Source organism: Hydrogenophaga pseudoflava NBRC 102511 (assembly GCF_001592285.1).
Classification (GTDB): domain Bacteria; phylum Pseudomonadota; class Gammaproteobacteria; order Burkholderiales; family Burkholderiaceae_C; genus Hydrogenophaga; species Hydrogenophaga pseudoflava.
The window spans coordinates 273,846-299,162 of sequence record NZ_BCWQ01000002.1; the positions used below are offsets into that span (position 1 = coordinate 273,846).

Genomic DNA, 25,317 nt, shown 5'->3' on the forward strand with positions numbered 1-25,317 from the left:
ACGGGCGAAAGCGGGTGTCGCACTCCGCTTGCTCTCGCCCTCTCGACGCACGCAATCAGGCCTGCTTGGCCGCCTCGCGGTACACCAGCAGGGGGGGCTTGTTTTCTTCGATGGTGGACTCGTCGACCACCACCTTTTCCACATTGCTCATCCCCGGTAACTCGAACATGGTGTCGATCAGCGCGTTTTCCAGAATGGAACGCAAGCCTCGGGCACCCGTCTTCCGTGCCAGCGCCTTGCGGGCGATGGCCTTGAGCGCCGCGGGTCGCACTTCGAGATCGGCCCCTTCCATGGCTAACAGCCGGGAAAACTGCTTGACCACCGCGTTCTTCGGTTCGGTGAGGATTTCGACCAGCGCGTCCTCGCTGAGCTCGGCCAGACTGGCAATCACCGGCAGCCGGCCCACCAGCTCCGGAATCAATCCGAACTTGATCAGGTCTTCCGGTTCGATGTCCTTGAAGGCCTCTGTCAGGCTGCGCTGCTGCTTGCTCCTGACGACCGCGCCAAAGCCCATGCCAGACGCCTCGGTGCGGTTCTCGATGATCTTCTCGAGACCTGCGAACGCGCCGCCACAGATGAACAGGATGTTGGTGGTGTCGACCTGCAGGAAATCCTGATTGGGGTGTTTGCGGCCACCCTGTGGCGGCACGCTGGCCATGGTGCCCTCGACCAGCTTGAGCAGTGCCTGCTGAACCCCCTCACCCGACACGTCGCGGGTGATCGACGGGTTGTCCGATTTGCGCGTGATCTTGTCGATCTCGTCGATGTAGACGATGCCTTGCTGCGCACGCTCAACGTCGTAGTTGCAGCTCTGCAGCAGTTTGGCAACGATGTTCTCGACGTCCTCGCCGACATAGCCGGCCTCGGTCAACGTGGTGGCGTCGGCCATGACGAACGGCACATTGAGCATGCGCGCCATGGTCTGGGCCAGCAGTGTCTTCCCAGAGCCAGTGGGCCCTATCAGCAGGATGTTGCTCTTGGCCAGCTCGACGTCGTCCTTGCGTGCGGACTGCTTGTGCCGCAGGCGCTTGTAGTGGTTGTAGACCGCCACCGCCAGGGCACGCTTGGCAGCTTCCTGACCGATCACGTAGCTGTCGAGATTGTTTTTGAGGTCTGCCGGCGTGGGCAGGTCATCGGACGCGGCCTTGACCGATTCCAGGCCGGGAAGTTCATCACGAATGATGTCGTTGCAAAGGTCGATACATTCGTCGCAGATGAACACCGACGGTCCCGCAATGAGCTTCTTCACCTCATGCTGGCTTTTGCCGCAGAACGAGCAATAGAGTGCCTTTTCGCCGGAAGCGGCTTTTTTGTCGGCCATGGTCTGGAGGTGGGACTACCTAGTGGGAAAGTTGGAAACAATGATAGATCAAGCCCGCCGGGCCCGAAACCAAGGAAAAGGACCCCATTCAGGGCGAAATCCGCCGTCAGAAGGCCTCTTTTCCATGATGGTCTTGACTGCGAAACCAATCAACCCGCCACAGGGCGCTTGTCGATCACCTTGTCGATCAGTCCGTACTCGGCCGACTCGGCGGCCGACAGGTAGTAGTCGCGCTCGGTGTCGCGCTCGATCTTGTCCAGCGGCTGACCGGTGCGCTCGGCCAGGATCTTGTTGAGCTGCTCGCGGGTCTTGAGGATCTCGCGGGCGTGGATCTCGATCTCGGTGGCCTGGCCCTGGGTACCGCCCAGCGGCTGGTGAATCATGATCTTGGAGTTGGGCAACGCGAAACGCTTGCCCTTGGCGCCGGCGGCCAGCAGGAAGGCGCCCATGCTGGCGGCCATGCCGGTACACAACGTCGACACATCGGGCTTGATGAAATTCATCGTGTCGAAGATCGCCATGCCGGCGCTGACCGAGCCGCCCGGGGAGTTGATGTAGAAGGAAATGTCCTTGTCCGGGTTCTCGCTCTCCAGGAACAGCAGCTGCGCCACCACCAGGTTGGCGGACTGGTCATTGACCGGCCCCACCAGGAAGATCACGCGCTCCTTGAGCAGGCGCGAATAGATGTCGTAAGCGCGCTCGCCGCGGCCCGACTGCTCGATCACCATGGGCACCATGCCCAGACCCTGAATGTCCATTGCGCTCATGCGTTTCTCCAATGTGTGAGTGCGTGAATGTCACTACTGTAACCAACCCGGCAAAGCCGCGATCCGGGCGTCGGTTTTGCCCAAGGCTTGCATATGGCGTGCCCGCGTCAAAACACAAGGTGTGGCCCAAAACAAGAAGGGCGGATCACTCCGCCCTTCCGATGCGCTGTCACGGCGACGAGCGCCGCGCAGACCCTCAGGCCTGGCCCATCAGCTCGTCAAAGCCCACGGTCTTGTCGGTGACCTTGGCCTTGGACAGCACGAACTCGGTGACGTTGTTCTCGATCACCACCGCCTCGACCTCTGCCATGCGGCGGTTGTCGCTGGTGTACCAGCGCACCACATCGGCCGGCTTTTCGTAGGAAGAAGCCAGTTCTTCGATATGGGCCTTGATCTGCTCAGGCTTGGCATGCAGCTCGTGCGCACGCACCAGCTCGGCCACCACCAGACCCAGGCGCACGCGGCGCTCGGCCTGCTCCTGGAACAGCTCGGCGGGGATCGGGGCCTTGTCGGCGTCCTTGATGCCACGCTGCTTGAGGTCGGCGCGGGCGCCTTCCACCAGCCGATCGACTTCCGACTGCACCACCGACTTGGGCAGGTCCAGCTCGGCCTTGGCCACCAGGGCGTCCATCACAGCCTGCTTGTTGCGGGCCTGGACGCGGAACTTGACTTCGCGCTCCAGGTTCTTCTTGATGTCGGAGCGCAGGGCTTCGACCGTGCCGTCGGCGATGCCCAGCGACTTGGCCAGTGCCTCGTCCACCTCGGGCAGGTGAGCGGCTTCGATCTTGTTGACTGTCACGAGGAAGTCCGCCGTCTTGCCGGCCACGTCCTTGCCGTGGTAGTCGGCCGGGAACGGCAGCGGGAAGGTCTTGGACTCGCCCGACTTCATGCCGCGCACGGCGTCTTCGAATTCCTTGAGCATCTGGCCGTCGCCAACGATGAACTGGAAGCCTTCGGCCTTGCCGCCTTCGAAGGGTTCGCCATCGATCTTGCCGGCGAAGTCGATGGTCACGCGGTCGCCGTCGGCGGCCGCCTGGTCGGCTGCGCGCTGGGCAAAGGTGCGGCGCTGCTTGCGCAGGATGTCCAGGGTGCGGTCGATGGCCGCGTCGCTCACTTCCGTGCTGACCTTTTCAATCTCGGCGGTCGACAGGTCGCCGATCTTCACGTCGGGATACACCTCAAACACCGCGTCGAAGGTCAGCTGGCCTTCGGGGGCGCCTTCCTTCTCGGTGATCTGGGGCTGGCCGGCCACGCGCAGCTTGGCTTCGCCGGCGGCGTTGGCAAAGGCCTCCCCGACCTTGTCGTTCATGACCTCGTAGTGCACCGAATAGCCGTAGCGCTGGGCCACGACGTTCATGGGCACCTTGCCCGGACGGAAACCGTCCATCTTCACATCGCGGGCCAGGCGCTTGAGGCGCTTGGCCACTTCGTTCTGGATCACGTCGGCCGGCAGCGTCAGGGTGATCTTGCGCTCCAGCTTCTCCAGGGTTTCAACGGTCACGGTCATGGTTATCTCCAATCAGGAAGGCGGTCGACCAGCGGGGCCGGCCGGTGAGGATCTGTCTGTCGGTGCTGTGGTGCGCGGGGGGGGACTCGAACCCCCACACCATTGCTGGCGTCAGGACCTAAACCTGGTGCGTCTACCAATTTCGCCACCCGCGCGCCTGACACGCGGCGCCCACAGGCGCCGCAGGCGACCACCTGGATGCACGGGCGCCGCCGACGGCAACCTTCTATTGTATCCGTGCTCAGGCGTCCTTCCGGACCCGGAACCAGGCGGCGTACATCGCCGGCAATGCCAGCAGCGTGAGCACGGTCGCGACGATCAGTCCGCCCATGATGGCCACCGCCATCGGCCCCCAGAACACACTGCGCGAGAGCGGGATCATGGCCAGCACCGCCGCCGCGGCGGTGAGCACGATGGGCCGCATGCGGCGCACCGCGGCTTCGACGATGGCGTCCCAGGCCGGCACGCCGCGGGCGCGGTCCTGCTCGATCTGGTCGATCAGGATCACCGAGTTGCGCTGGATCATGCCCATGAGGGCGATCACGCCCAGCAGCGCGACGAAGCCGAACGGGCGGTTGAGCAGCAGCAGCGCGCCCGCCACCCCGGCCAAGCCCAGCGGCCCGGTCAGGAACACCAGCAGCGAACGGCTGAAGCTCTGCAGCTGCAGCATCAACAATGTGAAGGTGATGAACAGCATGACGGGCAGGCCGGCTGCGATCGACGAGGAGCCCTTGCTGCTCTCCTCCACCGCACCGGCCACCTGCACGTGGTAGCCAGTCAGCCCTTTAGCCAGCCAGCCGGCCTCGGCCTGGCGCAGCGCCGGCAGCAGCTCGGCGGTCACGGTGGCGCCCTGCAGACCCTCGACCACGTCGCCCTGCACCGTGATCGCGTAGTCGCGGTTCTCGCGCCACATCACGCCCGGCTCCCAGCCGAACACCGGCTTCGCGATCTGTGACAGCGGGATGCTCCTGCCGCTGGCGGTCGGGATGTAGGCATTCTCCAGACTGGTGATCGCATCGCGCTCGGACAGCGGCTGGCGCAGCACGATGTCGATCAGCTTGTCGCCGTCGCGGTACTGGCCGACGGTGCTGCCGCTCAGGATGGTGCGTGTGGCATTGGCGATCGACTGGCTGGACACGCCCAGCGCGCGCGCCTTGGTCTGGTCCACCTCCAGACGCAGCGCCTTCACCGACTCGTTCCAGTTGTCGTTGACGCCACGCATGCTGGGGCTGGCCCGCATCAGGCCCTTGATCTCGTCGGCCAGCCCGCGCAGCACCACCGGGTCGGTACCCACCACGCGGAATTGAACCGGGTACGGTACCGGCGGGCCGTTGGGCAGCAGCTTCACCCGCCCGCGCACCTCGGGAAACTCGGTGGCCAGCAGCTCGGGCAGCGCCTTGCGGATGCGCTCACGGGCCGCGAGGTCCTCCGGCAGCAGGATCATCTGGGAGACATTGGTCTGCGGGAAGATCTGGTCCAGCGGCAGGTAGAAGCGCGGTACGCCAGAACCCACCCAGGTGCTGACGCTCAGCACGCCGGGCTCGCGGGCCAGCCGGGTCTCGACACGCCGCGCCACCTCGTCCATCGCGGTCATGCTGGCACCCTCGGGCAGCCAGATGTCGACCAGCACCTCGGGCCGGGCCGAGTCGGGGAAAAACTGCTGCTGCACCTTGCCCATGCCGGCCATGCCCAGCACGAAGGTGGCGATGGTCAGGCCAATGGTGATCCAGCGGTGCTCGACGCACCAGTTCACCAGTGCCCGGAATTTCACGTAGAACGGGCCGTCGAACACCTCGTGCGCCGGCCCGGTGTGGACCTTGACCTTGAGCAGCCGCACGCCCAGGTACGGCACGAACATCACGGCAACCACCCACGAAATGACCAGCGCGATCACGGTGACCGCGAAGATCGCGAAGGTGTATTCGCCAACGGTTGAATTGGCCAGCCCGATCGGCAGGAAGCCTGCCGCCGTGATCAGCGTGCCGGTGAGCATGGGCATCGCGGTCGCGTCCCAGGTGAAGGTGGCCGCCTTCATCATGGAATAACCCTCTTCCAGCTTGCGCACCATCATCTCGACCGCGATGATCGCGTCGTCCACCAGCAGCCCCAGCGCGATGATCAGCGAACCCAGCGAGATCTTGTGCAGGCCGATGTTCCAGTAGCGCATGGCCAGGAAGGTGATCGCCAGCACCAGCGGGATGGTGATCAGCACCACCAGACCGGGCCGCACGTCCAGCACATAGCGGCGCAGGCCTGTGCCGCCCTCGCGGCGGTGCAGACCCAGACTCACGAAGCTGACCGCCAGCACGATCAGCACCGCTTCGATCAGCACCTTGACGAACTCGTTGACCGAACTGCTGACGGCGCTGGGCTGGTCCTGCACCTGCACCAGTTCCATGCCCGCCGGCAGATGCCCGCGGATGTCGGCCAGTGCGGTCTCCAGCGCCTTCCCCAGTGCGATGATGTCGCCGCCCTTGGTCATGGAAATGCCCAGTGCGATGCTGTCCAGCCCGTTGTGGCGCACCATGACCTGTGGCGGATCGGCGTAACCCAGGCGGATCTGCGCGATGTCGCCCAGCCGCAGCTGCGTGCCGTTGGCGGCGCGGATCGGCATGGCCCTCAGTTGCTCGACCGATCCAAAGGCCCCGGCCACGCGCACCTGCACCACATCGTGCGGCGCCTGCACGGTGCCGGCGGGCTCGACCGCGTTCTGCTGGCCCAGCGCCGCCAGCACCTGCTGCATGTCCAGCCCCAGGGTGGCCAGCCGCTGGTGCGAGATCTCGATGAAGAGCTTCTCGTCCTGCACGCCGAACAGCTCGACCTTGTTCACGTCCTTCACGCGCAGCAGCTTCTGGCGCACCTCGTCGGCCACGCTCTTGCGTTCGGCCGGAGAAAAGCCCTCGCCCTGCAGCGCGTAGATGACGCCGAACACGTCGCCGAACTCGTCGTTGAAGAAGGGCCCGACCACGCCCTGCGGCAAGGTCGGCCGCATGTCGCCGACCTTCTTGCGCACCGTGTACCAGATCTGCTGAATCTCGGCCGCCGGTGAGTTGTCGCGCACCTGGAACAGGATCAGGGTCTCACCCGGCTTGGAGTAGCTGCGGATCTTGTCGGCATAGGGCACCTCCTGCAGCGTCTTTTCGATGCGGTCGGCGACCTGTTCAGACACTTCCTGCGCGGTGGCGCCCGGCCAGTAGGCGCGCACCACCATGGCACGAAAGGTGAACGGCGGGTCTTCGTCCTGCCCGAGCTGGAAGTAGGCCGCGATGCCCAGCAGCATCAGCACGATCATGAGGTAGCGGGTGAAGGCCTGGTGGTCCAGCGCCCACTGGGACAGGTTCAGGCGCGAGATCCAGGAGTCCTGCGCGTCGGAGGGGTTGGGATGGCTCAGGCTCATCGTCCACCTCAGGGTTTCTGGGCCGCGGCAAAGCGGGTGACCTGCTGGCCGGGCGAGAGCACGTGCACACCGGCCGCGACGATTTCTTCGCCCTCCTTGAGGCCCGACACCACCAGCATCTCGTTGCCCTCGGCGCCCGACACCACCACAGGGCGCATGTTCACCCGGCTGCTGGCGGGGTCGAATACCCAGACCGCTGTGTCCTTGCCCCCTCCGTTCGCCTGGATCAGGGCGCTGGTGGGCAGGCGCACCGGTGCGGACACGGCCGGTGCGGCGGTGGCGTCGTCGGCGAACACCACCGACACGGTGCTGCCCAGCGCCACGCTCGCATCGGCGGTCAGGCCGAGCTTGACCTGGAAGGTCCGCGTCAGCGGGTCGGCGCTGGCGGCGATCTCGCGCACCTGGGCGGCCAGCGGCTCTGGCGACACCTGGCCCGAGGTCCACGGCCGCACCTGGGCCGCCTGGCCGACCTTCAGCCGCGCCACCCGGTCTTCCGGCACTGCGATCACGGCGTCGCGCGCGCCATCGCGCGCCAGCCGGACCACCGGCGCTCCGGCGGCCACCACCTGTCCCACCTCGGCCTCCACCGACAGCACCACACCTGGGCCATCGGCGAGCAGCCGGGCGTAGCCGGCCTGGTTGCCCTGCACCGCGCCCTGGGCGCGGGCCTGGCGCAGCGCCGCCTCCGCCGCGTCGAGGGCGGCCTGGCGGCGTTCGATTTCGGCACCGCTCACGAAACCCTGTGCCTTCAGGTCGGAGAACCGTTTGAAGTCGGCGGCGGCCAGGTCGCGCTGGGTCTGCGCCGCGACGATCTGGGCCTGTGCGGCCTGGGCCACGAGCGCCAGGTCCCGCGCGTCCAGCTGGGCCAGCAACTGCCCCGGCACCACACGCTGCCCCACTTCCACCGGCCGCTGCACGAGCTTGCCGCCGACGCGGAAGCCCAGGCGCGATTCGGTGCGTGCCCGGATCTCGCCCGCGTAGCCGCTCTGGGACTGCACCGCCGCGCGGGACACCGTCATCAGCTTCACCGCCCGCACCGGTTCCTGGGGCACTTCGGGACGGGAACAGGCGCCCAGCAACAGGGCAACCACCAGGACAGGGACATGCAACAGTGTCTTCATGGCAAAAGCGGAGAGCGTTGGGAGAAGCAGTGAATCGGCAGTCATATTAATGACTGACCGGTTAGTAATCAATTCTAGCGCGATCGGCGTTCTGGTGTAGACGCACAATCCGGCGACTGTGCCCGCCACAACACCCTGTCTCCGCCCCGTCCCCGTCAACCCCTGCAGCGCCCGCCGCCCATGCCACCGTCCGCCAGCCCAATGACTACCGAGGTCGGTCACTATGAAAATTTTCCGGTGGCGTCCTGGCTCTGCCCGGCAGCGATCCGTCCGGCGGTGGTGGCGATCTACCACTTTGCGCGCACCGCGGACGACATTGCTGACGAGGGGGCCGCCACCGCGCCCGAGCGACTGGACCAGCTATCGGCCTACCGCACCGCGCTGGCGCGCTGTCTGGCATCGGCTGCCGAGCCGGCGGATGCGGCGCAATGGCCCCAGGTGTTCGGTCCGCTGGCCCGGGCGGCCGAGCGCCACCGGTTGCCAGGCGATCTGTTGCACGACCTGCTGAGCGCGTTCGAACAGGACATCCGCCACACCGCCAGCGGCCATGTGTATGCCGACACCGCCGAACTGCTGGCCTACTGCCGCCTCTCGGCCAATCCGGTCGGACGGCTGCTCCTGCATCTCTATGGCATCCACGACGATGAATCACTGCTCCAGAGCGACGCGGTGTGCAGCGCGCTGCAACTGATCAACTTCTGGCAGGACATCTCGGTGGACCACGCCCGGGGGCGGCACTACCTGCCCGCCGATGCGCTGCAGGGCCAGGGTCTGCGGCTGGAGGAGTTCTCGGCCGGCGCGCCGCCCGAGGTGCAGGAGCGCTGCCGACAGGTGGTGCGCCGTTTGTGCGAAGAGGCCCGGGCGCTGATGCTCGAAGGGGCGCCGCTGGCGCGCCGCATTCCCGGACGGGCCGGCTGGGAGCTGCGCCTGGTGGTCCAGGGCGGCCTGCGCATCCTGGACAAGATCGCCGCCATCGACCACCGAAGCTGGCTGCAGCGACCGACCGTCGGCAAGGCCGACCTGCCGCTGATGCTCTGGCGGGCGGTGTCCGGAGCGAACCTCAACCCCCGCCAACCGGCAGGCTGAAACCGAAGCGGGCGCCTTCGCCGGGACGGGCCGTGGCCCAGACCCGGCCCCCGTGGCATTCGACGATGCGCCGCACCAGGGCCAGCCCCACCCCCAGGCTGGGGGCCGGTGCGCCCTGCGCGCGCTGGAACAGCCCGAACAGCTCGGCCGCTTTCTCGGGCTCGAACCCCAGACCGTTGTCGTGCACGAAATAGGCGTGGCCTCCCGGCACCGCCTCGCAGCTCACCTCGATGCGGGGCCGATCATGGCTGAGAGCGTGGCGCAGTGCGTTGTCCAGCAGCTCTTCCCAGACCCGGCGCAGCAGCGCCGCGTCGGCAAATGCGGGCGGCAGCCCCGGCGCCAGCACACACGACACGGGATGGCTGCGCTGGCCCAGCTGAAGGTCCCGGAGGACCACCTGCACCATCTGGTCCACGTCCACACGGATCGGGCGGAGGTCTGCCGCCTGCAGCCGCGCCAGCGCAGAGACCGATTCCATCAGGTGCTGCAGCCGCCGCGTGGAATCCATCACCTTGTGTGACAGCCGGGTCACCTGGCCCGGCTGCCCTGCGTATGACGGGTCGCCCAGCAGCTGGGCGTAGCTCGCCACGTGCCGCAGCGAGGTCCGCAGGTCGTGGGCCAGCGCATGGGAAATGTCCCGCAGGGTCTGCTCGGCCGATGCCAGCCGTGCGGCGATGGCCGGATCACCCACGGTGCCGGTTCCCGACGGCGACGCCGGGTCCGAACGCAGCGCGAGCGGGTGGTGGGAATCTCTGGGCGAAGTCATGACAGGAAGGCGGCGTCCGGAAGAAGGCGAAAACCCTGCATGTGGCAAGCGCCCGACACTAACCGCTGTCGACGTGCAAACCTTTGCGTCCTTGCAGCCAGGACCCAACTCGGATGCATTTATTCATTACGAATGTGACGGCACGCGCAGTTTGTGGTGCCGCCATCCGGGCCTCTGTGGCAAACCCGGGGTTCTCCCGGGCGAGAAGTGCAGCAGACCTCAAGCCCGGGAGGGACGCGCCGATGGATCAGGAACGGTCCGTCAAAACCAAGCTCCCCGCCGGCCGCGGCGAACCGCACGATCATGTCGCCCTCAGAACCTCCTTTCACCGATCCGCCGCTGCCCTGCCTGGACTGCGCGGCGCGCATCAGCTGCCTGATCGGCCAGATGCCGCGCCCGCAGCAGGACCGTCTGGGCCCGCTGATCCGGGAACAGCGGTTCCGCAAAGGCGAGGTCTTGCAGGCCGAAGGCGCGGAGGTTGAAACGGTGCGCACCATCAAGCTGGGCACGGTGATGCTCACCCGCTCGGGGCCAGACCATGTGCCGCGTCCGGTGGCGCTGGTCGGGCGCGGGCATCTCATGGGGCTGATGGGCCTGCTCGGCCAGACCACGCAGGTCGGGGCGCAGGCGCTGTCGCCCGGACGGATCTGCGACGTGCCGGTCGCGGCCATGCTCGGCGCCTTGGTCAAGGACCCGGTGCTTCAGGACACCCTGCACGAGCAGATCTGCCGGACCGTCGCCCGCCTGGCCGACTGGGGACAGACGATGCGGCTGCGGGGCCTGCACCGCCAGCTGGTGGCTTCGCTGATGCTGCTGGCACACGAACAGGGCACCCGCATGGTCCGCATCCCCAGCCATGTGGCCTTGTCCGAACTGCTGCGGACCACACGCGAATCGGTGGCGCGCACGCTGCGGCAGCTGGAAGACCAGGGCCACCTGCAGCGCAACGACCGCTGGCACGTGACCCTGGCGCCGGGGCACGAGCGCGTGTTCGCCGAGGGGTAGCGGGCGCCGCTCAGGCCTTCTTGGCGTAGGCGCTGCACCAGCCACCCACGGCCACCGCCTTGCCCGGGAAGATGCCGCAGGGGCCCGAGGGCGCATCGGGCTTGCCGGTGTAGAGCGTGCAGTTGCCGCACTTCTGGGTGGCGGCGTGCTTGGGAAACTTCTTGCCGTCGGCCTTGTTGGTGTCGGCAACGTAGCCCAGGGCCATGGGCTGGGCGTCCTTCTCGTTGACCATGGGCAAGGTCTGTGCCTGTGCCGCGACAGCAGACAGCAGGGCCGAACCGGCGGCCACCTGGAGCATGAACACGCGACGACTGGAATTCTTCATGGATACCTCGTGGGGTTGTGTGCGAAATCGCGTTCGCAGCCTAAACACGAGGACTGAAGAAGCACTTAAGCAGGGCCGCAGCGGCTGCGTACACTTGGCGTCCACCACCATGCCCATGAACCCGCAAGACTACGCCCAGCAGAAGGCCGCAGCCTCCGGCAGCAGCTTCTATTACGCCTTCCTGTTCCTGCCGCCCGAGCGCCGCGCCGCCATCACCGCCTTCTACGCCTTCTGCCGCGAGGTCGACGACGTGGTCGACGAGGTCAGCGACCTCGGTGTGGCCCAGGCCAAGCTGGGCTGGTGGCGGCAGCAGGTCGCCCAGGCCTTCGGCGGCCGTGCGCACCACCCGGCGCTGCAGGCTCTGATGCCGCACACCGCCACCTTCGGCATCGAGGCGCGGCACCTGCTGGCCGTGATCGACGGCTGCCAGATGGACCTGGACCAGAGCCGCTACCTCGACTTCGCCAACCTGCAGCAGTACTGCCACCTGGTGGCTGGCATCGTGGGCGAGGTGGCGGCGCGCATCTTCGGCCAGACCGACCCGCGCACCACCGACTACGCCCACCGGCTGGGTCTGGCCTTCCAGCTGACCAACATCGTGCGCGACGTGGGCGAGGACGCGGCGCGCGGCCGCATCTACCTGCCGGTCAACGAGCTGCAGCGCTTCGACGTGAAGGCGCACGAACTGATCAAGCGCGGCGCCGCCCCCGGCATGGACAAGGCCGACTTCGAACGCCGTTTCCTGGAACTGATGCGCTTCCAGTGCGAGCGCGCGCTCTCGACTTACGACGAGGCGCTGGCGCTGCTGCCCGAAACCGACCGCCGCGCCCAGAAGCCGGGCCTGATGATGGCCAGCATCTACCGCACCCTGCTGCAGGAGATCGCCGCCGACCCCGTGCTGGTGCTGACGCAGCGCGTGAGCCTGACGCCACTGCGCAAGTTCTGGCTGGCGTGGAAGGTGCAAGCCTTGGGACGGTTGTGAAGCTGGCGGTTGTTGGTGCCGGCTGGGCAGGCCTGGCCGCCGCCGTGGAGGCGATGGACCTGGGCGCAGACGTCACCCTGTTCGAAGCCACTCGCACGCCCGGCGGCCGCGCCCGCGCCTTGCCCGCCACGCGGCCCGACGGCGTACCACTGCGGCTGGACAACGGCCAGCACATCCTGATCGGTGCCTACCGCTATACGCTGGGCCTGATGCAGCGCCTGGGCATCGAGCCGGAACAGGTCCTGCTCGGCACTCCGTTGTCCCTGCCCTACCCCGACGGCGGCGGCCTGCAGACGCCCGCCTGGGCCGCGCGATGGCCGGCGCCGCTGGACGCCGTGGCCGCGATCCTGACCGCGAGCGGCTGGTCATGGGGCGAGCGGCTTGCGCTGGTGCGCGCCTCGCTGGCGTGGCAGCGCTCGGGTTTTGTCTGCCCGCCTTCGCTCACGGTGGGCGAGCTGTGCCGCGCCCTGCCCGCCCGTGCGATGGACGAGCTGATCGAGCCGCTGTGCGTCTCGGCGCTGAACCTGCCCGCGGCCCAGGCCAGCGCGCAGGTGTTCCTGGCGGTCATGCGCGACGCGCTGTTCGGCCAGGGCTTCGGGCGCTGGTCCGCCTCGGCCCTGCTGCTGCCGCGCGACGACCTCGGCGCGCTGCTGCCCGACGCCGCCTGCCGCCATCTCGGCGCGCGGGTGCGGCTGGGCACGCGGGTCACGGCCCTGCAGGACACTGAATCAGGCTGGACGCTGGCAGGCGACGGCTGGTCGGAAGACTTCGACCGGGTGATCTGGGCCACCGCGGCCAGCCACGCCGCGTCGACCATCGGCGCCGCCACCGGCGAGAGCGCCAGCAGCACCGCGCGGCGCGACTGGGCGGCTCAAACCCGCCAGCTGGACTTCACCGCCATCACCACGGTCTATGCCTGGGCGCCTGATGCGCGCCTGCCGGCGCCCATGCTCGCGCTGCGCAACAGCCCCGACGCGCCGGCGCAGTTCGCGTTCGACCGCGGCCAGTTGCGCCCGGACGACCCGTCCGCCCAGGGGGTGCTGGCCTTTGTGGTCAGCGCCAGCGAGGGCGAACGCGACGAACTGCAGCAAAGGGTGCTGGCACAGGCTGGCCAACAGCTGGGATGGCCGAATCTGCAAGCCATCCAGACGGTGGTGGAAAAACGCGCCACCTTCGCCTGCACGCCCGCGCTGAAGCGCCCGGCCACCGCCATCGCGCCTGGGCTCTGGGCGGCGGGCGACTACATCGACGGCCCCTACCCGGCCACGATCGAAGGTGCGGTGCGCAGCGGTCTGGCGGCGGTGGCGCGGGCCGGTTGACGCCGGTTTGACGCCCGGGCTTGGCGCGCCCCCTCAATCTGCGCATCATGGCCACACCGACCCGAGAGACCTGCCCATGACCACCACCCGCCTCGCCCCCGAGCAACTGAGCCTTCGCATCGACCCCGCCTCGCTGGGCTTCGTCGACACGTCCACGCTGCCCACCGGCGCCCTGCCCTGGATCGGCCAGGAGCGCGCCGAAACGGCCGCGCGCTTTGGCCTGGCGATGGACCAGCCCGACTACAACCTGTTCGTGCTGGGCGAGGTGGGCAGCGGGCGCGCCACGCTGCTGCGGCAGCTGACGCGGGCGGTGGCCGCCGAACGCCCGGTGCCGCCCGACCTGTGCTACCTGCACAACTTCGACGCCCCCGAGCGCCCGCGCGCCCTGCGCATGCCCGCCGGCCAAGGGCGCGAGCTGCGCCAGCTCATGGGCAAACTCTCACGTTTCCTGCAGAGCGAGATCCCGCTGCGCCTGAGCAGCGAAGACTTCAAGGCCGAGAGCGAGCGCATCCAGAACGCCTACCAGGCCGAGGAGGCCAAGGCCTATGGCGAGCTCAACGCCTTCGCCGAGGCGCGCAGCTTCAATCTGTTTCGCGAATCGGGCCATCTGGTGTTCACCCTCATCGGTGAAAAGGGCGCCGCGCTGACCGAGGCCGAGGCACGCGCGCTCTCCAAAGACCGACGCGCCGAGATCGACAAGGCCGAGCAGGAGCTGCGCGATGAGATCGCACGCTTCCTGGAAAAGACCCGCCCCATGCTGCGGGTGATGAACGAAGGCCTGGCCGCGCTGCGCCGCCAGACCGTCAAGCCCCTGCTCGACCACGAGTTGCAGACCATCCGCGTGAGCCTGAAGAAGCAGATCAAGGACTCCGTCAAGCTCGGGAGCTACCTCGACCAGGTGCAGCACGACGTGCTCGAACACATCGAGCTCTTCATCGCGCAGGACAGCGACGACGAGGCGCGCCAGGAAGCGCTGGCCCAGCTGCTGCTGGGTTACCGCGTCAACCTGGTGGTGGACAACGCCGACCTGTCGGGCGCGCCGGTGATCGCGGAAGACAACCCGGTGTTCCACACGCTCTTTGGCCGCATCGAGTACCAGGCCGAGGAGGACGTGATGATGACCGACTTCTTCCGCGTGCGCGCGGGCAGCCTGATCCGCGCCCACGGCGGCTTCCTGCTGCTGCACCTGCGCGACCTGCTGGCCGACGAACTCGTGTGGGAAAAGCTGCGCCGCTTCATGCGCTCGGGCCGGGTGCAGATCGAGGAGCCCGGCAGCTCGCTGATGCCCATGGCGGCCGTCTCGCTGCAACCCGAGGCGGTGGACGTGGAGACCAAGATCGTGCTGATCGGATCGGTGGACGAGTACTACGCGGTGCAGGAGGCCGACCCCGAGTTCGCGCGCCACTTCATGGTCAAGGTGGATTTCGCCGAGAGCTTTCCGGCCAGCGACGAGACCCGCGCGGCCAGCGCGCTGTTCGTGGCCCACACCTGCCGCAAACTGGGCCTGCCCCACCTGTCGGCGCCGGCCGTGGCCCGACTGATCGAGGACGCCCACCGCCAGGTGGACGACCAGACGCGCCAGAGCGCCATCTTCGCGCGCACCGAGGCCCTGGTGGCCGAGAGCGCCGGCATGTGCCGCGCGCGCGGCGCCAGCCGGGTCGAACGGGAAGACGTGGACGCGGCGCTGGATGCGCGGCGCCAGCGCCACAACTACCCCGAGCAGCGCCTGCGCGAATCCATCGCCGAGGGCGAGCGCCTGATCACGCTGCACGGCGAGCAGGTGGGCCAGATCAACGGTCTGACCCAGATCGACCTGGGCGACTGGCGCTTTGGCCTGCCGGTGCGTGTGAGCGCGCGCACCCACGCGGGCACGCAGGGCCTGCTCAACATCGAACGCGAGGTCGAGATGTCGGGTCCCATCCACGACAAGGGCGTGCTGATCCTGCACAGCTACCTCACGGCCCTGTTCGCGCACCTGGCGCCGCTGGCGCTCAACGCCTCCATCGTGTTCGAGCAGGAGTACCACGGCGTGGAGGGCGACTCGGCATCGTGCGCCGAGCTCTTCGCCGTGCTTTCGGCGCTCTCGGGTGTGCCGCTCAACCAGGGTATTGCGGTCACGGGCGCGCTCAACCAGCACGGCGAGGTGCTGCCCGTGGGCGGCATCAACGAGAAGATCGAGGGCTGGTTCCGCGTCTGCGAAGCCTCGGGCCTGGACGGCCGCCAGGGCGTGCTGATGCCCGCGCGCAACCTGCGCCACCTGATGCTGGAGCGCCCTGTGGTCGAGGCCGTTGAGCAAGGCCGCTTCCACATCCACACCGCCGCCCACCTCAGCGAAGGGCTGGAGCTGCTGACCGGCCTGCCCTCGGGCCTGCCGGTGGCGCCTGCGGTGGAGGTGGACTACCCGGCCGAGAGCGTGCTCGGGCGCGCGCAGCAGACCCTGCAGGCCTACCGCCGCGCCTGCCAGCGCGCCGGATCGGCGGGGCGGACGAGGCGGCTCCGGCCCTGAAGGGAAGCTTCGCCTTTGGGTCGCGCGCAGCGCGGCAGGGGTTTTTCGTTCAGCCCAGCGCCTTCGCGGCCAGGTGCGCCGGGCGTTCGATGCAGCGCCGGATCCAGTCGTGCGTGAGCGGGTGCGCAGCCATGAGCTCGCGCGCCGGTCTGGCCCAGTTCAGCACGCTGGCCACGCACAGGTCGGCCACCGTGAAACGGTCCGCCGCCAGATGGCGCTCGCCGCGCGTGTGCTGCTGCTGCAGGTGTTGCTCGATCACACGCAGTGGCACGGCCAGCCGCTTCGCGGCCACCAGCGCCAGCTCGGGTTTGCGTCGCTCGGCGGGCATCACCATGCGGTGCATGAGCACCGTGAGTGCGTCGGCCTCGGCTTCGTTCACGGCCCAGAAGCTCCAGCGCAGCGCCTCGGCGTCTTCGCGCGGCGTGGCCGGTGTGATCGACGCCCCGTCGCCCACGCCGTGGTGGCGCGCGATGTAGAGCGCGCAGGCCATGCTCTCCCACACCACCACCTCGCCCTCCGGCCGCGCGTCCACCACCACCGGGATGTGGCCGTTGGGGTTGAGCGCCAGGAATTCGGGCATGCGGGTCGCGCCGCCCTGGTAGGGCGTGGGCACGTGATTGAAACTGAGGCCCAGCTCGGTGGCGGCCCACAGCGGGCGCAGCGCCCGCGAGGCCGCAATGCCGTGGATGCTCAGCGTCATTCGTCAGCCCTCCAGCGCGCGGCACAGCGCGTGCAGGTCGCCCACCGTGAGGTGCGGCACCAGCGGCGCGTGTTCCCAGGCGTGGCCGGCGCGGTTCAGCCAGGCCAGCTGCATGCCGGCGTTCAGCGCGCCCACACCGTCCAGGTGCGCGTCGTCGCCGATGTGCAGCACCTCGTGCGGCGCCACGCCCGCGGCCTCGGCTGCGGCGTGAAAGATGCGAACGTCGGGCTTGCCGACGCCGAAACCGCCCGCGTGCAACGAAGCGTGGAAATGCGCGCCAATGCCGACGCGGTGCACGTCGGCGTTGCCGTTGGACAGCGCCACCACCGGGAACCGGCTGGCCAGGTATTCGAGCGCCGGCAGCGCGTCTTCAAACAGCTCCACCCGGTGCCGCTCGGCAAAAAAGACCTCGAAGGCCGGCTCGGCCAGCGCCGGGTCCTCGCCCGCGCGCTGCAGCAGCCAGCGGATCGACTCCCGCCGAAGGCCGCTCATGTCTAGTGCAAGGTCGGGCCGCATCGTCACCATCTGGTTGCGGGCCTCGCGCAGGGTGTTGCGGTCACGGCCCAGCGCGGCGGTGGCCGGCGCGTGTGTGTCCAGCCAGTCCTGCAGCACCCGCTCGGCGCGTTCGATGGTGGGCCAGATGGGCCAGAGCGTGTCGTCCAGATCCAGCGTGATCGCGCGGATGCGGGACAGGTGCAGGCCCTGGTCGGGAACATGGGTGCGCAGGGGCTCGGGGGTCTTCATGGCTGCGGGAGAATAGCGCATGCCCTTCCAGACCGAACCCGCTTTCAAACATGGCCAGGCGCCCCGCACGGCCATCGTGCTGTGCAACCTCGGCACCCCCGACGAACCCACGGCACCGGCCCTGCGCCGCTACCTCGCCGAGTTCCTGGGCGACCCCCGCGTGGTAGAGATTCCGCGCGCGCTGTGGCTGCTGATCCTGCACGGCATCATCCTGCGCGTGCGGCCCAAGAAGTCGGCCGCCAAGTACGCCAGCATCTGGACGCCCGAGGGCTCGCCGCTGAAGGTCTGGACCGAGAAGCAGGCCACGCTGCTGCGCGGCTACCTCGGCGAACGCGGCCACCAGGTCACCGTGCGCTACGCCATGCGCTACGGCAACCCTTCGATCCCGTCCGTGCTCGACGAACTCAAGGCCCAGGGCGTGACCCGCGTGCTGGTGCTCTCGGCCTACCCGCAGTACAGCGGCACCACCACCGCCAGCGTGATCGACGCCGTCTCCACCTGGAGCCAGAAGATCCGCCACATCCCCGAGCTGCGCTTCGTCAACCGCTACCACGACGACCTGGGCTACATCGACGCGCTGCACCGCAAGATCCGCGCGCACTGGATGCACCACGGCCAGGGCGACCACCTGGTGATGAGCTTCCACGGCGTGCCCGAGCGCACCCTGCTGCTGGGCGACCCCTACCACTGCGAGTGCCTGAAAACCGCGCGCATGCTGGCCGAGAAGCTGGGCCTCACCAAGGACGACTACACCGTCACCTTCCAGTCGCGCTTCGGCAAGGCCAAATGGCTGGAGCCCTACACCGAGCCGACCCTGATCGCGCTGGCGCAGAAAGGGCTCAAGAGCGTGGACGTGGTCTGCCCCGGCTTCACCAGCGACTGCCTGGAGACGCTGGAAGAAATCCGCATGGAAGCGCAGGAAGCCTTTAAACACGCGGGCGGCCAGCGCTTCGAATACATCGACTGCCTCAACGACAGCCCGGACTGGATTCGGGCACTCGCCGACCTGAGCGAACGGCATCTGCAGGGCTGGCCGACGAAGCAGGCGGACGATCCGATGCAGTTGGCGGCGAGCCGGGAACGGGCGTTGGCGCGGGGGGCGAGGGATTGAGGATGATCAGGATTCGGCCGCTGGATTGGGCGAATCTGATATACCGGCGCCTGCTTGCGGTGGAGTTGCCTAGTCGCTTAATTTCACAGCGCCTTCCTGAATTCGATGAGACTACGTTTAACGGCGGCGGTTATGCATATCCGGCGTCTTGCCGTTTAAATCAAATTAGGTCGCATACACACCATGAATCAGCCGCAGAAACTCGTTGATCTAATTGACAAATTGATTCAAGATGCGCACCGCATGTTGGAGTCTACATACGGTGACTCTATCCAAGATCGGGACAGTCTTCGTCGCTGGTCTAACGAACTTATCCTTCTTCGCAATATTGGCGGCAAAATGCTGGCTCCTTGGGCGCCGCGTCTTGCTCACGATGGAGTGCTGATACCTACCGTATACGTGCAAGGCCCGCTAGCAGCTCTTGAGACAGTGAAGTATGCGATCGAAAATGGATTGCTTACCTCATACAGAGATCTGGTAATGGCTGAGGCGTTTTCCGATCTTTTCGAGCAGGGCCAGTACCTCCTCAACGAGGGTTATTTTCTTGCCGCGGGAGTAATTTTCCGTGCCGTGCTCGAAGAAAGACTTCGTGAACTGTGCGTTGGCGCGAACTGTATGCCAGGAAAGGATCGTCCGACGCTTGCGGACCTGAATCAAGCTCTTTATCGTTGTGAAACGGTGCAGTATGACAAGGCGATGATGCTGAACGTCACTGCCCTCGCAGCAGTTGGAAACGACGCAGCCCACAATAAGGAGTCATTGAAACGAGAAGATGTCGAGCGCCTTATGAGAGGCACACTTGAGTTCATTTCAAGGTACGCGCCCGCATGAGGCGCAACCCTTCGTTGCAAGGCGCCTCGCACAAAAAGCCGATTTAGTCCCGGAACTCAATGGGTAGAAAAACGAGATTATCGTGGCGGACTTGAATCCACCTATCTTTCAATGGCGCTCTAACAATGAACCAAGACCAACTCCTTGCGAACTGGGCGCTGCAGAAGACGTCCCGCAACCACCACGTGCTTTCTACGGCGCATGAAGTTGAGTTCGAGTTCAAAGGTCGGTACGGTCATCCTTCGAGCTATGCGTTCGTGAAACTTCGCGCAGAGCCGTCGGCGGAACTCAACTTCTCGGTGGCGGTCGAGTGGCCGGAGGAGTTCAACGCAGAGTACGCCCTGCGCATTCAACACGCTGTCGCTGAAGCGGTAGTCGACGGACTGATTGCCTCACACAACACGAATCCATATCGCGGTTGCCATGTCCGGCTCATCGGCTTTCGCTGGGACAGCATTGGTGGTAGCGAGGCTGCCGTCGCACGAGCAACATCAAAGGCCATCGAATTGCTCCGTGAGCAAGCCCATTGGGTCTTTTCTGACGGCCACTACCGCGTGTACGAGAGCAGCACGGACTAACCTAAACAGGAACACCCATGCAGAAACCCTGGCAGCTCGCCGTTGCGGAACTTCGCGTCGCAGGCCGCAAGGCCGAGGCAATGGAGATTCTCAAAGCCGAAATCGAACGTGGAAACCTCGCCGCGCTTGCCTCCTATGCGTGGCGAGCCGCAGGCGAGGAACTGTCGCACGTCGAAGCTGTGCGGCTCGTGGACAGAGTGGAAAAGGAGATGAAGCAGGGAGACGTAGATGCCCACCTCCAACTGGCATTTGCTTACGACATGAAGGTGTGCTCATTGCCTTATGACGAGGCACCCATGCGGCGCCTGCATCACATAGAACAAGCAGCCATGCACGGTGCGGGTGCACACGTAGCGCTCGCTGCTGCGCGCATCTGGTTGGCAGGGTCTCTGGGAATCCAGCCCGACCGAACCAAAGCCGCATATTGGTATGGGGTAGCAGAGCGCGACGGAAGTGATGAAGCGAGAATCGAGAGGCGGAAGCATGGCCTTTAACTGGTCGATCAACACGGACACTCAGCAGCATGGAGCCGCGTGGCGCACGAGCTCACGTGGTGCCGTGAAGCCCATGCCACTGCGCGTCGGTCATCTTTTCGCTAATCGGGACACTCGACACGAACTGTCGCGAGCGGTATTGCCACCTTCCATGTCCCTCTTGGCCGACTCACTTCGTCCAAGCCTCACTGCCCCGCCAAAAACCGGCTGACCAACTGCAACTGCTCCGGCACATTCAGCGCCGGCGCATGCCCACAGCCCGCAATCGTCACCACCAGCGCCCGCGGCCCGCGGTCGCGCATCTGTTCGGCGGTGTCGGCCAGCAGCAGGTCGGACTCGGCGCCGCGCAGGCACAGCACCGGGATGTCGATGCGGTCGTATTCGGGCCAGCGGTCGTAGTCGCCCGGGTGTTCGGTGAACTGCATCACCATGGCCGGGTCGTAGTGCGGCGTGACGCGGCCGTCGGGCAGGCGGCGCACCGAGCTTTCGGTCAGCAGCGTCCACTGCGCGTCGTTGAGCCAGCCGTAGGGTTTGTAGACGGTGCGGAAGTACTGCTCCAGCTCGCTCACCGTCGCGAAGCTGGCCGGGTTGCCGGCGTAGCTGCGGATGCGTTCGATGGCGGCGTCGGCGAGCTTGGGGCCGTTGTCGTTGAGCACCAGGCGCAGGATGCGGCCGCGCAGCAGGCCGTCGGCGGCGACCATGCCGATGGCGCCGCCCATGGAGGTGCCGACCCAGTGGAACTGGTCCAACGCCAGCTGGTCGACCAGCGAGCGCGCGAGCTTGGCGTAGAAGGCCAGGCAGTACTCGGCCTTGGGCTCGGGGCTCCATTGCGAGAGGCCGCGGCCGATGGTGTCGGGGCAGATCACGCGGTAGCCCAGCGCGCTCAGGTGCGCGGCCAGCGGGTCCATGTCGCGGCCGGTGCGGGCCAGGCCGTGCCAGGCGATGACGGTGCCGTGGTCGGTGGTGCCGGGCGCGCGCGCCCAGTCCATGAAGTGGATTTCGCGGCCTTCGCAGGTGAGGTAGCGCGACTGGGGCACAACAGCGGAGTCGTTCATTTCATGCCTTTCAGCCGCGCGAGCACGGCGCGTTCGCGCAGCTTGCCGACGATGCCGGTGGGGAAGTAGTAGACCGAGAGCACGAACAGCAGGCCCAGCCAGAGCAGCCAGCGGTCGGGTGTGAGCAGCGCCGGCAGCAGCGGCACGCCGGCCGTGGCCTCGCCCGCGACGCGCAGCAGGTCCTGCAGGTAGCTCTGCGCCAGCACGAAGAGCACGCTGCCGATGAGTGCGCCGTAGAGCGTGCCCATGCCGCCGATGACGACGATGAGCAGGATGTCCAGCATGATCTCGAAGGACAGCGAGGTGTCCGGCCCGTTGTAGCGCAGCCAGAGCGCGAGCAGGCAACCGGCCAGGGTGGCGAACAGGGCTGAGAGCACGTTGGACAGCGTGCGGTAGACGACGGTGCGGTAGCCCAGCGCCTCGGCGCGGAAGTCGTTTTCTCGGATGGCCTGCAGCACGCGGCCGAAGGGCGAGTTCACGATGCGCAGCAGCGTGAGGAAGATGGCGCAGACGCTGGCGAAGATGAGGTAGTAGGTGAGCAGCTTGCCGTTGAGGTTGACCTCGCCCCAGGGCAGCGCCAGCGGTTCTTCGCTCAGCGCGAAGCCGGGCGAGAGCAGCTCGGGCACGCTGAAGGTGAGGCCGTCTTCGCCGCCGGTGAAGTCCGACAGCTGCGAGGCCAGCGTGAGAAAGGCCGAGGCCACAGCGAGCGTGATCATGGCGAAGAAGATGGCGCGCACCCGCAGCGAGAACAGGCCGATCAGCAGCGACAGCAGCGTGGACACCAGCAGCGCACACACCACGCCGAGCAGGATGGTGCCGAAGGACGCTTCTTCCACCGAGTTGAGCGCGATGGCCACGCCGTAGGCGCCGATGCCGAAGAACATGGTGTGGGCGAAGCTGACGATGCCGGTGTAGCCCAGCAGCAGGTCGAAGCTGGCCACCAGCGCGACAAAGATCAGGATCTTGGCCGCCACGTTGAGCGCCTTCACGCCCGGGAACAGGAAGGGTGCGAAGGCCAGGCCCAGGAACAGCAGCACCAGCAGCGCCGCCAGCCAGGGGCTGCGCGGCAGGTCTTTGGAGAGAAGTCGTTGCAGCATGGTCAGGCTTTCAACGGCTGGTCACCGGGTAGACGCCCTGCGGACGCCACAAGAGGATGGCGACCATCAGCGCGATGTTGGAGAACAGCGCCACCTTGGGCACCAGGAAGCCGGTGTAGTTGGCCATCAGGCCCACCAGCAGCGCGCCGATCAGCGCGCCCAGCGTGGAGCCGAGGCCGCCGATGATGATGACGATGAAGATCAGCACGTTGACCTGCGCGCCCATCTGCGGCACCACGTTCTGCTGGTACAGGCCCCACATCACGCCGCCCAGCCCGGCCAGCGCGCTGCCGGCCACGAACACGCCGACGAACAGGCGCCGGATGCGGTAGCCCAGCGACTCGACCATCTCGCGGTCCTGCACACCGGCGCGGATCAGCAGGCCGACCTTGGTGCGGTTGAGCGTCCAGACCATGGCGGCGAACACCGCGGCACCCACCAGCACCGCGACGATGCGGTACTTCTCCACGGCCGCGTCGCCGATCAGCAGCGAGCCGCGCAGGCCCTCGGGCAGCGGCAGCGGAATCTGCTCCGGCCCCCAGATGACCTTGATCATCTCCTCGCCGATGATCATGCCGCCCATGGTGATCAGGATCTGCTTGAGGTGCATGCCGTAGACGGGCCGGATGATGAAGCGCTCGAACACCAGGCCCAGCGCGCCGGCCACCGCCATCGCCACCAGCATGGCCGGCAGCAGCGCGAGCAGGTTGGTCCAGAGGCTGTCGGCGGTGGTGAAGGCGTTCATGCTGCCCAGCACCGTGGTGGCCACGAAGGCGCCGAGCGCGATGAACACGCCGTGGCCGAAGTTCAGCACGTCCATCAGGCCGAACACCAGCGTGAGGCCCGAGGCGATGATGAAGACGATCATGCCCATGGCCAGGCCGGCCACGGTCAGCGTCAGCCAGGTCGAGGGGCTGCCGACGGCCGGCAGCGCGGCCAGCGCCAGCAGCGGCACCAGGGCCATGGGCTTCCAGTCCATGTCTTTGAACAGGCTCATTGGTGCGCTCCCAGGCTCAGGCCGAGCAGTTTCGATTGCAGGGATTCGTCGGCGGCCAGTTCGGCCATGGCGCCGCTGTGCACCACGCGCCCGTCGTCCATCACGGCCACGCTGTCGCCCAGCTGTTTGGCGAAATTGAAGTTCTGCTCGACCAGCAGGATGGTGGTCTGCGCGGCCTTGAGTTCGCGGAAGGCCGCGATCATGTTCTGGATGATCGCGGGCGCCAGGCCCTTGCTGGGCTCGTCGATCAGCAGCAGCTGGCGCGGCTCGACGATGGCGCGCGAGACCGCCAGCATCTGCTTCTGCCCGCCGCTGAGCTTGCCGGCCGGGTGGTTCCAGAACTTCTTCATGGCCGGGAACAGGCCGAAGATCCATTCGAGCCGCGTGGTGTCGATGTCGTCGAGCGTGCGCGCGCCGCGCGCGGCCAGCAGCATGTTCTCGCGCACCGACAGGTCGGAGAAGATGCCCATGCTCTCGGGCACGTAGGCCACGCCGCTGGTGGCGATCTCGGGCGTCTGGCGCGCGGTGATGTCCTGCCCCGCCAGCGTGATGCGGCCCTGGCTGGCGTGCCACAGGCCCATGATGGTCCGCAGCGTGGTGGTTTTGCCCGCGCCGTTGCGGCCCAGCAGCATGGTCAGCTCGCCCTTGGGCACGACCAGGTCGACGCCGTGGAGGATGTGATAGGCCCCGATGTGCGTGTGCACGCCTTCGAGTTTCAGCAGCGCCTCGCTCATGCGGCCACCTCTTCTTTTTCTTCGGGGTTGATGCCGAGGTAGGCCTGCTGCACCACCGGCGAGGCGATCACGGTGGCCGGCTCGCCGTCGGCCACCAGCTCGCCGTTGTGCAGCACGATGATGCGGTCCGAGAGTTCGCGCACCACGTCCATCTTGTGTTCGACCAGCAGGATGGTCTTGGTCTTGTCGGCCTTGAGCTGGCGGATCAGGTTCAGGATCACCGGCACCTCGTCCACGCTCATGCCGGCGGTGGGTTCGTCGAACATGAAGACCTGCGGCTCCAGCGCCATCAGGATGCCCACTTCGAGCTTGCGCTGGTCGCCGTGCGGCAGGCTGGCCGCGAGCTGGTCGCCCTTGTCGGCCAGGGCCACGGTCTCCAGCACCTCGTCGGCCCGCACCACCAGGTCCTTGCGGTCGCTCCAGATCTTCCAGAGGTTGAGCCCGGCCCCTGCCCTTGCCTGCACCGCCAGCCGCACGTTCTCGCGCACCGTGAGGTTGGGGAACAGGTTGGTGAGCTGGAAGGCCCGGCCCAGCCCGGCCTGCGCCCGCGCCGGGGCGCCCTGGGCCGAGATGTCCACGCCGTTGAGCTTCACGCGCCCGGCGGTGGCCTTGATCTGGCCCGAGATCAGGTTGAAGTAGGTGGTCTTGCCGGCGCCGTTGGGGCCGACGATGGCGGTGAGCGTGCCCGGCGCGAACGCGCAGGAGACAGCATTCACCGCCACGTGCCCGCCGAAGCGGACCGTGAGGTCAGTGGTTTCAAGCATCAAGTTCCTCCACGCGCAGCGCGAGTGCGCGAGCAGTTGCGGCGAGTGCCGCAACCTTCCAGAAACGCCGCGGAACCGGCTTTGCCGGGCCGCAGGCGTTGTCCCCTGGG

At 67.1% G+C, this 25,317-nt stretch carries 23 protein-coding genes and 1 tRNA gene; 9 read left to right on the forward strand and 15 right to left on the reverse strand.

Annotated elements, in window-relative coordinates; translation table 11 throughout:
* Positions 1-55 precede the first annotated feature (55 nt).
* From clpX to HPS01S_RS04205, 6 genes are all read right to left on the reverse strand, one after another.
* The gene (gene clpX, locus HPS01S_RS04180; protein ID WP_066151550.1) at positions 56-1,321 is read right to left on the reverse strand and encodes an ATP-dependent Clp protease ATP-binding subunit ClpX; all 1,266 of its coding nucleotides are present in this window, start codon (positions 1,319-1,321) and stop codon (positions 56-58) included.
* A 149-nt stretch (positions 1,322-1,470) separates the two neighbouring features.
* Complete coding sequence (clpP, locus tag HPS01S_RS04185; protein ID WP_066151552.1) at positions 1,471-2,088, reverse strand: ATP-dependent Clp endopeptidase proteolytic subunit ClpP; 618 nt, start codon at positions 2,086-2,088, stop codon at positions 1,471-1,473.
* A 196-nt stretch (positions 2,089-2,284) separates the two neighbouring features.
* Positions 2,285-3,595, reverse strand: coding sequence for a trigger factor (gene tig / locus HPS01S_RS04190; RefSeq protein ID WP_066151554.1), 1,311 nt, complete (start codon positions 3,593-3,595; stop codon positions 2,285-2,287).
* Positions 3,596-3,663: 68 nt separating this feature from the next.
* Positions 3,664-3,750: transfer RNA gene (locus HPS01S_RS04195), tRNA-Leu, on the reverse strand.
* A gap of 86 nt (positions 3,751-3,836) precedes the next feature.
* Positions 3,837-6,992: an efflux RND transporter permease subunit gene (locus tag HPS01S_RS04200; RefSeq protein WP_066151556.1), complete on the reverse strand. Its 3,156-nt coding sequence runs from the start codon at positions 6,990-6,992 to the stop codon at positions 3,837-3,839.
* Between the two features lie 8 nt (positions 6,993-7,000).
* Positions 7,001-8,113, reverse strand: a complete 1,113-nt coding sequence (locus HPS01S_RS04205; RefSeq protein WP_066151558.1) for an efflux RND transporter periplasmic adaptor subunit — start codon at positions 8,111-8,113, stop codon at positions 7,001-7,003.
* 180 nt (positions 8,114-8,293) lie between these two features.
* Between HPS01S_RS04205 and hpnC the strand changes: the two genes are divergently transcribed.
* Positions 8,294-9,199: a squalene synthase HpnC gene (gene hpnC, locus HPS01S_RS04210; protein WP_066151560.1), complete on the forward strand. Its 906-nt coding sequence runs from the start codon at positions 8,294-8,296 to the stop codon at positions 9,197-9,199.
* Here the strand turns inward: hpnC and HPS01S_RS04215 are convergent.
* On the reverse strand, positions 9,174-9,965 hold the full coding sequence (locus HPS01S_RS04215) for a sensor histidine kinase (protein WP_079365638.1): 792 nt from the start codon (positions 9,963-9,965) through the stop codon (positions 9,174-9,176). The genes hpnC and HPS01S_RS04215 overlap by 26 nt on opposite strands.
* A gap of 303 nt (positions 9,966-10,268) precedes the next feature.
* Between HPS01S_RS04215 and HPS01S_RS04220 the strand changes: the two genes are divergently transcribed.
* Entirely contained in the window at positions 10,269-10,970 is a 702-nt protein-coding gene (locus HPS01S_RS04220) for a Crp/Fnr family transcriptional regulator (protein WP_066151563.1), read from the forward strand.
* Positions 10,971-10,980: 10 nt separating this feature from the next.
* Here the strand turns inward: HPS01S_RS04220 and HPS01S_RS04225 are convergent, their stop codons facing one another.
* Positions 10,981-11,295, reverse strand: a complete 315-nt coding sequence (locus tag HPS01S_RS04225) for a high-potential iron-sulfur protein (RefSeq protein WP_066151565.1) — start codon at positions 11,293-11,295, stop codon at positions 10,981-10,983.
* Between the two features lie 115 nt (positions 11,296-11,410).
* Here HPS01S_RS04225 and hpnD point away from each other — a divergent pair, with 115 nt between their 5' ends.
* The 3 genes from hpnD (at position 11,411) to HPS01S_RS04240 (ending at position 16,102) form a co-directional block, all read left to right on the forward strand.
* Positions 11,411-12,277 carry a presqualene diphosphate synthase HpnD gene (gene hpnD / locus HPS01S_RS04230; RefSeq protein WP_066151804.1) on the forward strand — a complete coding sequence of 289 codons (867 nt, stop codon included), beginning with the start codon at positions 11,411-11,413 and terminating at the stop codon, positions 12,275-12,277.
* Positions 12,274-13,596 (forward strand): hydroxysqualene dehydroxylase HpnE, encoded by a 1,323-nt coding sequence (hpnE, locus tag HPS01S_RS04235; RefSeq protein ID WP_066151566.1) that lies wholly within the window; start codon positions 12,274-12,276, stop codon positions 13,594-13,596. The genes hpnD and hpnE overlap by 4 nt, the downstream gene beginning before the upstream one ends.
* Positions 13,597-13,672: 76 nt before the next feature.
* Positions 13,673-16,102, forward strand: a complete 2,430-nt coding sequence (locus tag HPS01S_RS04240) for a Lon protease family protein (protein WP_066151568.1) — start codon at positions 13,673-13,675, stop codon at positions 16,100-16,102.
* 49 nt (positions 16,103-16,151) lie between these two features.
* Here HPS01S_RS04240 and HPS01S_RS04245 read toward each other — a convergent pair whose 3' ends face one another.
* Together HPS01S_RS04245 and HPS01S_RS04250 are read right to left on the reverse strand one after the other, a co-directional pair.
* Positions 16,152-16,802 (reverse strand): glutathione S-transferase family protein, encoded by a 651-nt coding sequence (locus HPS01S_RS04245; RefSeq protein ID WP_066151570.1) that lies wholly within the window; start codon positions 16,800-16,802, stop codon positions 16,152-16,154.
* Positions 16,803-16,805: 3 nt separating this feature from the next.
* Positions 16,806-17,546: an HAD family hydrolase gene (locus HPS01S_RS04250; protein ID WP_066151807.1), complete on the reverse strand. Its 741-nt coding sequence runs from the start codon at positions 17,544-17,546 to the stop codon at positions 16,806-16,808.
* A gap of 19 nt (positions 17,547-17,565) precedes the next feature.
* Between HPS01S_RS04250 and hemH the strand changes: the two genes are divergently transcribed.
* The 4 genes from hemH (at position 17,566) to HPS01S_RS04270 (ending at position 20,560) form a co-directional block, all read left to right on the forward strand.
* On the forward strand, positions 17,566-18,657 hold the full coding sequence (gene hemH / locus HPS01S_RS04255) for a ferrochelatase (protein WP_066151571.1): 1,092 nt from the start codon (positions 17,566-17,568) through the stop codon (positions 18,655-18,657).
* A 183-nt stretch (positions 18,658-18,840) separates the two neighbouring features.
* On the forward strand, positions 18,841-19,488 hold the full coding sequence (locus HPS01S_RS21435) for a DUF4145 domain-containing protein (RefSeq protein ID WP_084397025.1): 648 nt from the start codon (positions 18,841-18,843) through the stop codon (positions 19,486-19,488).
* A 125-nt stretch (positions 19,489-19,613) separates the two neighbouring features.
* Complete coding sequence (locus tag HPS01S_RS04265) at positions 19,614-20,066, forward strand: hypothetical protein (protein ID WP_066151574.1); 453 nt, start codon at positions 19,614-19,616, stop codon at positions 20,064-20,066.
* A gap of 17 nt (positions 20,067-20,083) precedes the next feature.
* Positions 20,084-20,560 carry a hypothetical protein gene (locus HPS01S_RS04270; protein WP_066151576.1) on the forward strand — a complete coding sequence of 159 codons (477 nt, stop codon included), beginning with the start codon at positions 20,084-20,086 and terminating at the stop codon, positions 20,558-20,560.
* A 185-nt stretch (positions 20,561-20,745) separates the two neighbouring features.
* Here the strand turns inward: HPS01S_RS04270 and HPS01S_RS04275 are convergent, their stop codons facing one another.
* The 5 genes from HPS01S_RS04275 to HPS01S_RS04295 are packed head-to-tail and all read right to left on the reverse strand — an operon-like array spanning position 20,746 to position 25,207.
* The gene (locus HPS01S_RS04275) at positions 20,746-21,615 is read right to left on the reverse strand and encodes an alpha/beta fold hydrolase (protein WP_066151578.1); all 870 of its coding nucleotides are present in this window, start codon (positions 21,613-21,615) and stop codon (positions 20,746-20,748) included.
* Positions 21,612-22,712: a branched-chain amino acid ABC transporter permease gene (locus HPS01S_RS04280; protein ID WP_066151580.1), complete on the reverse strand. Its 1,101-nt coding sequence runs from the start codon at positions 22,710-22,712 to the stop codon at positions 21,612-21,614. Before HPS01S_RS04280 ends, HPS01S_RS04275 begins: the two co-directional genes overlap by 4 nt.
* A gap of 10 nt (positions 22,713-22,722) precedes the next feature.
* A complete protein-coding gene (locus HPS01S_RS04285; protein WP_066151581.1) occupies positions 22,723-23,709 on the reverse strand; it encodes a branched-chain amino acid ABC transporter permease in 987 nt (328 codons plus the stop codon).
* Complete coding sequence (locus tag HPS01S_RS04290; RefSeq protein WP_066151583.1) at positions 23,706-24,443, reverse strand: ABC transporter ATP-binding protein; 738 nt, start codon at positions 24,441-24,443, stop codon at positions 23,706-23,708. Before HPS01S_RS04290 ends, HPS01S_RS04285 begins: the two co-directional genes overlap by 4 nt.
* Positions 24,440-25,207: an ABC transporter ATP-binding protein gene (locus tag HPS01S_RS04295; RefSeq protein ID WP_066151584.1), complete on the reverse strand. Its 768-nt coding sequence runs from the start codon at positions 25,205-25,207 to the stop codon at positions 24,440-24,442. The genes HPS01S_RS04290 and HPS01S_RS04295 overlap by 4 nt, the downstream gene beginning before the upstream one ends.
* Positions 25,208-25,317 lie beyond the last annotated feature (110 nt).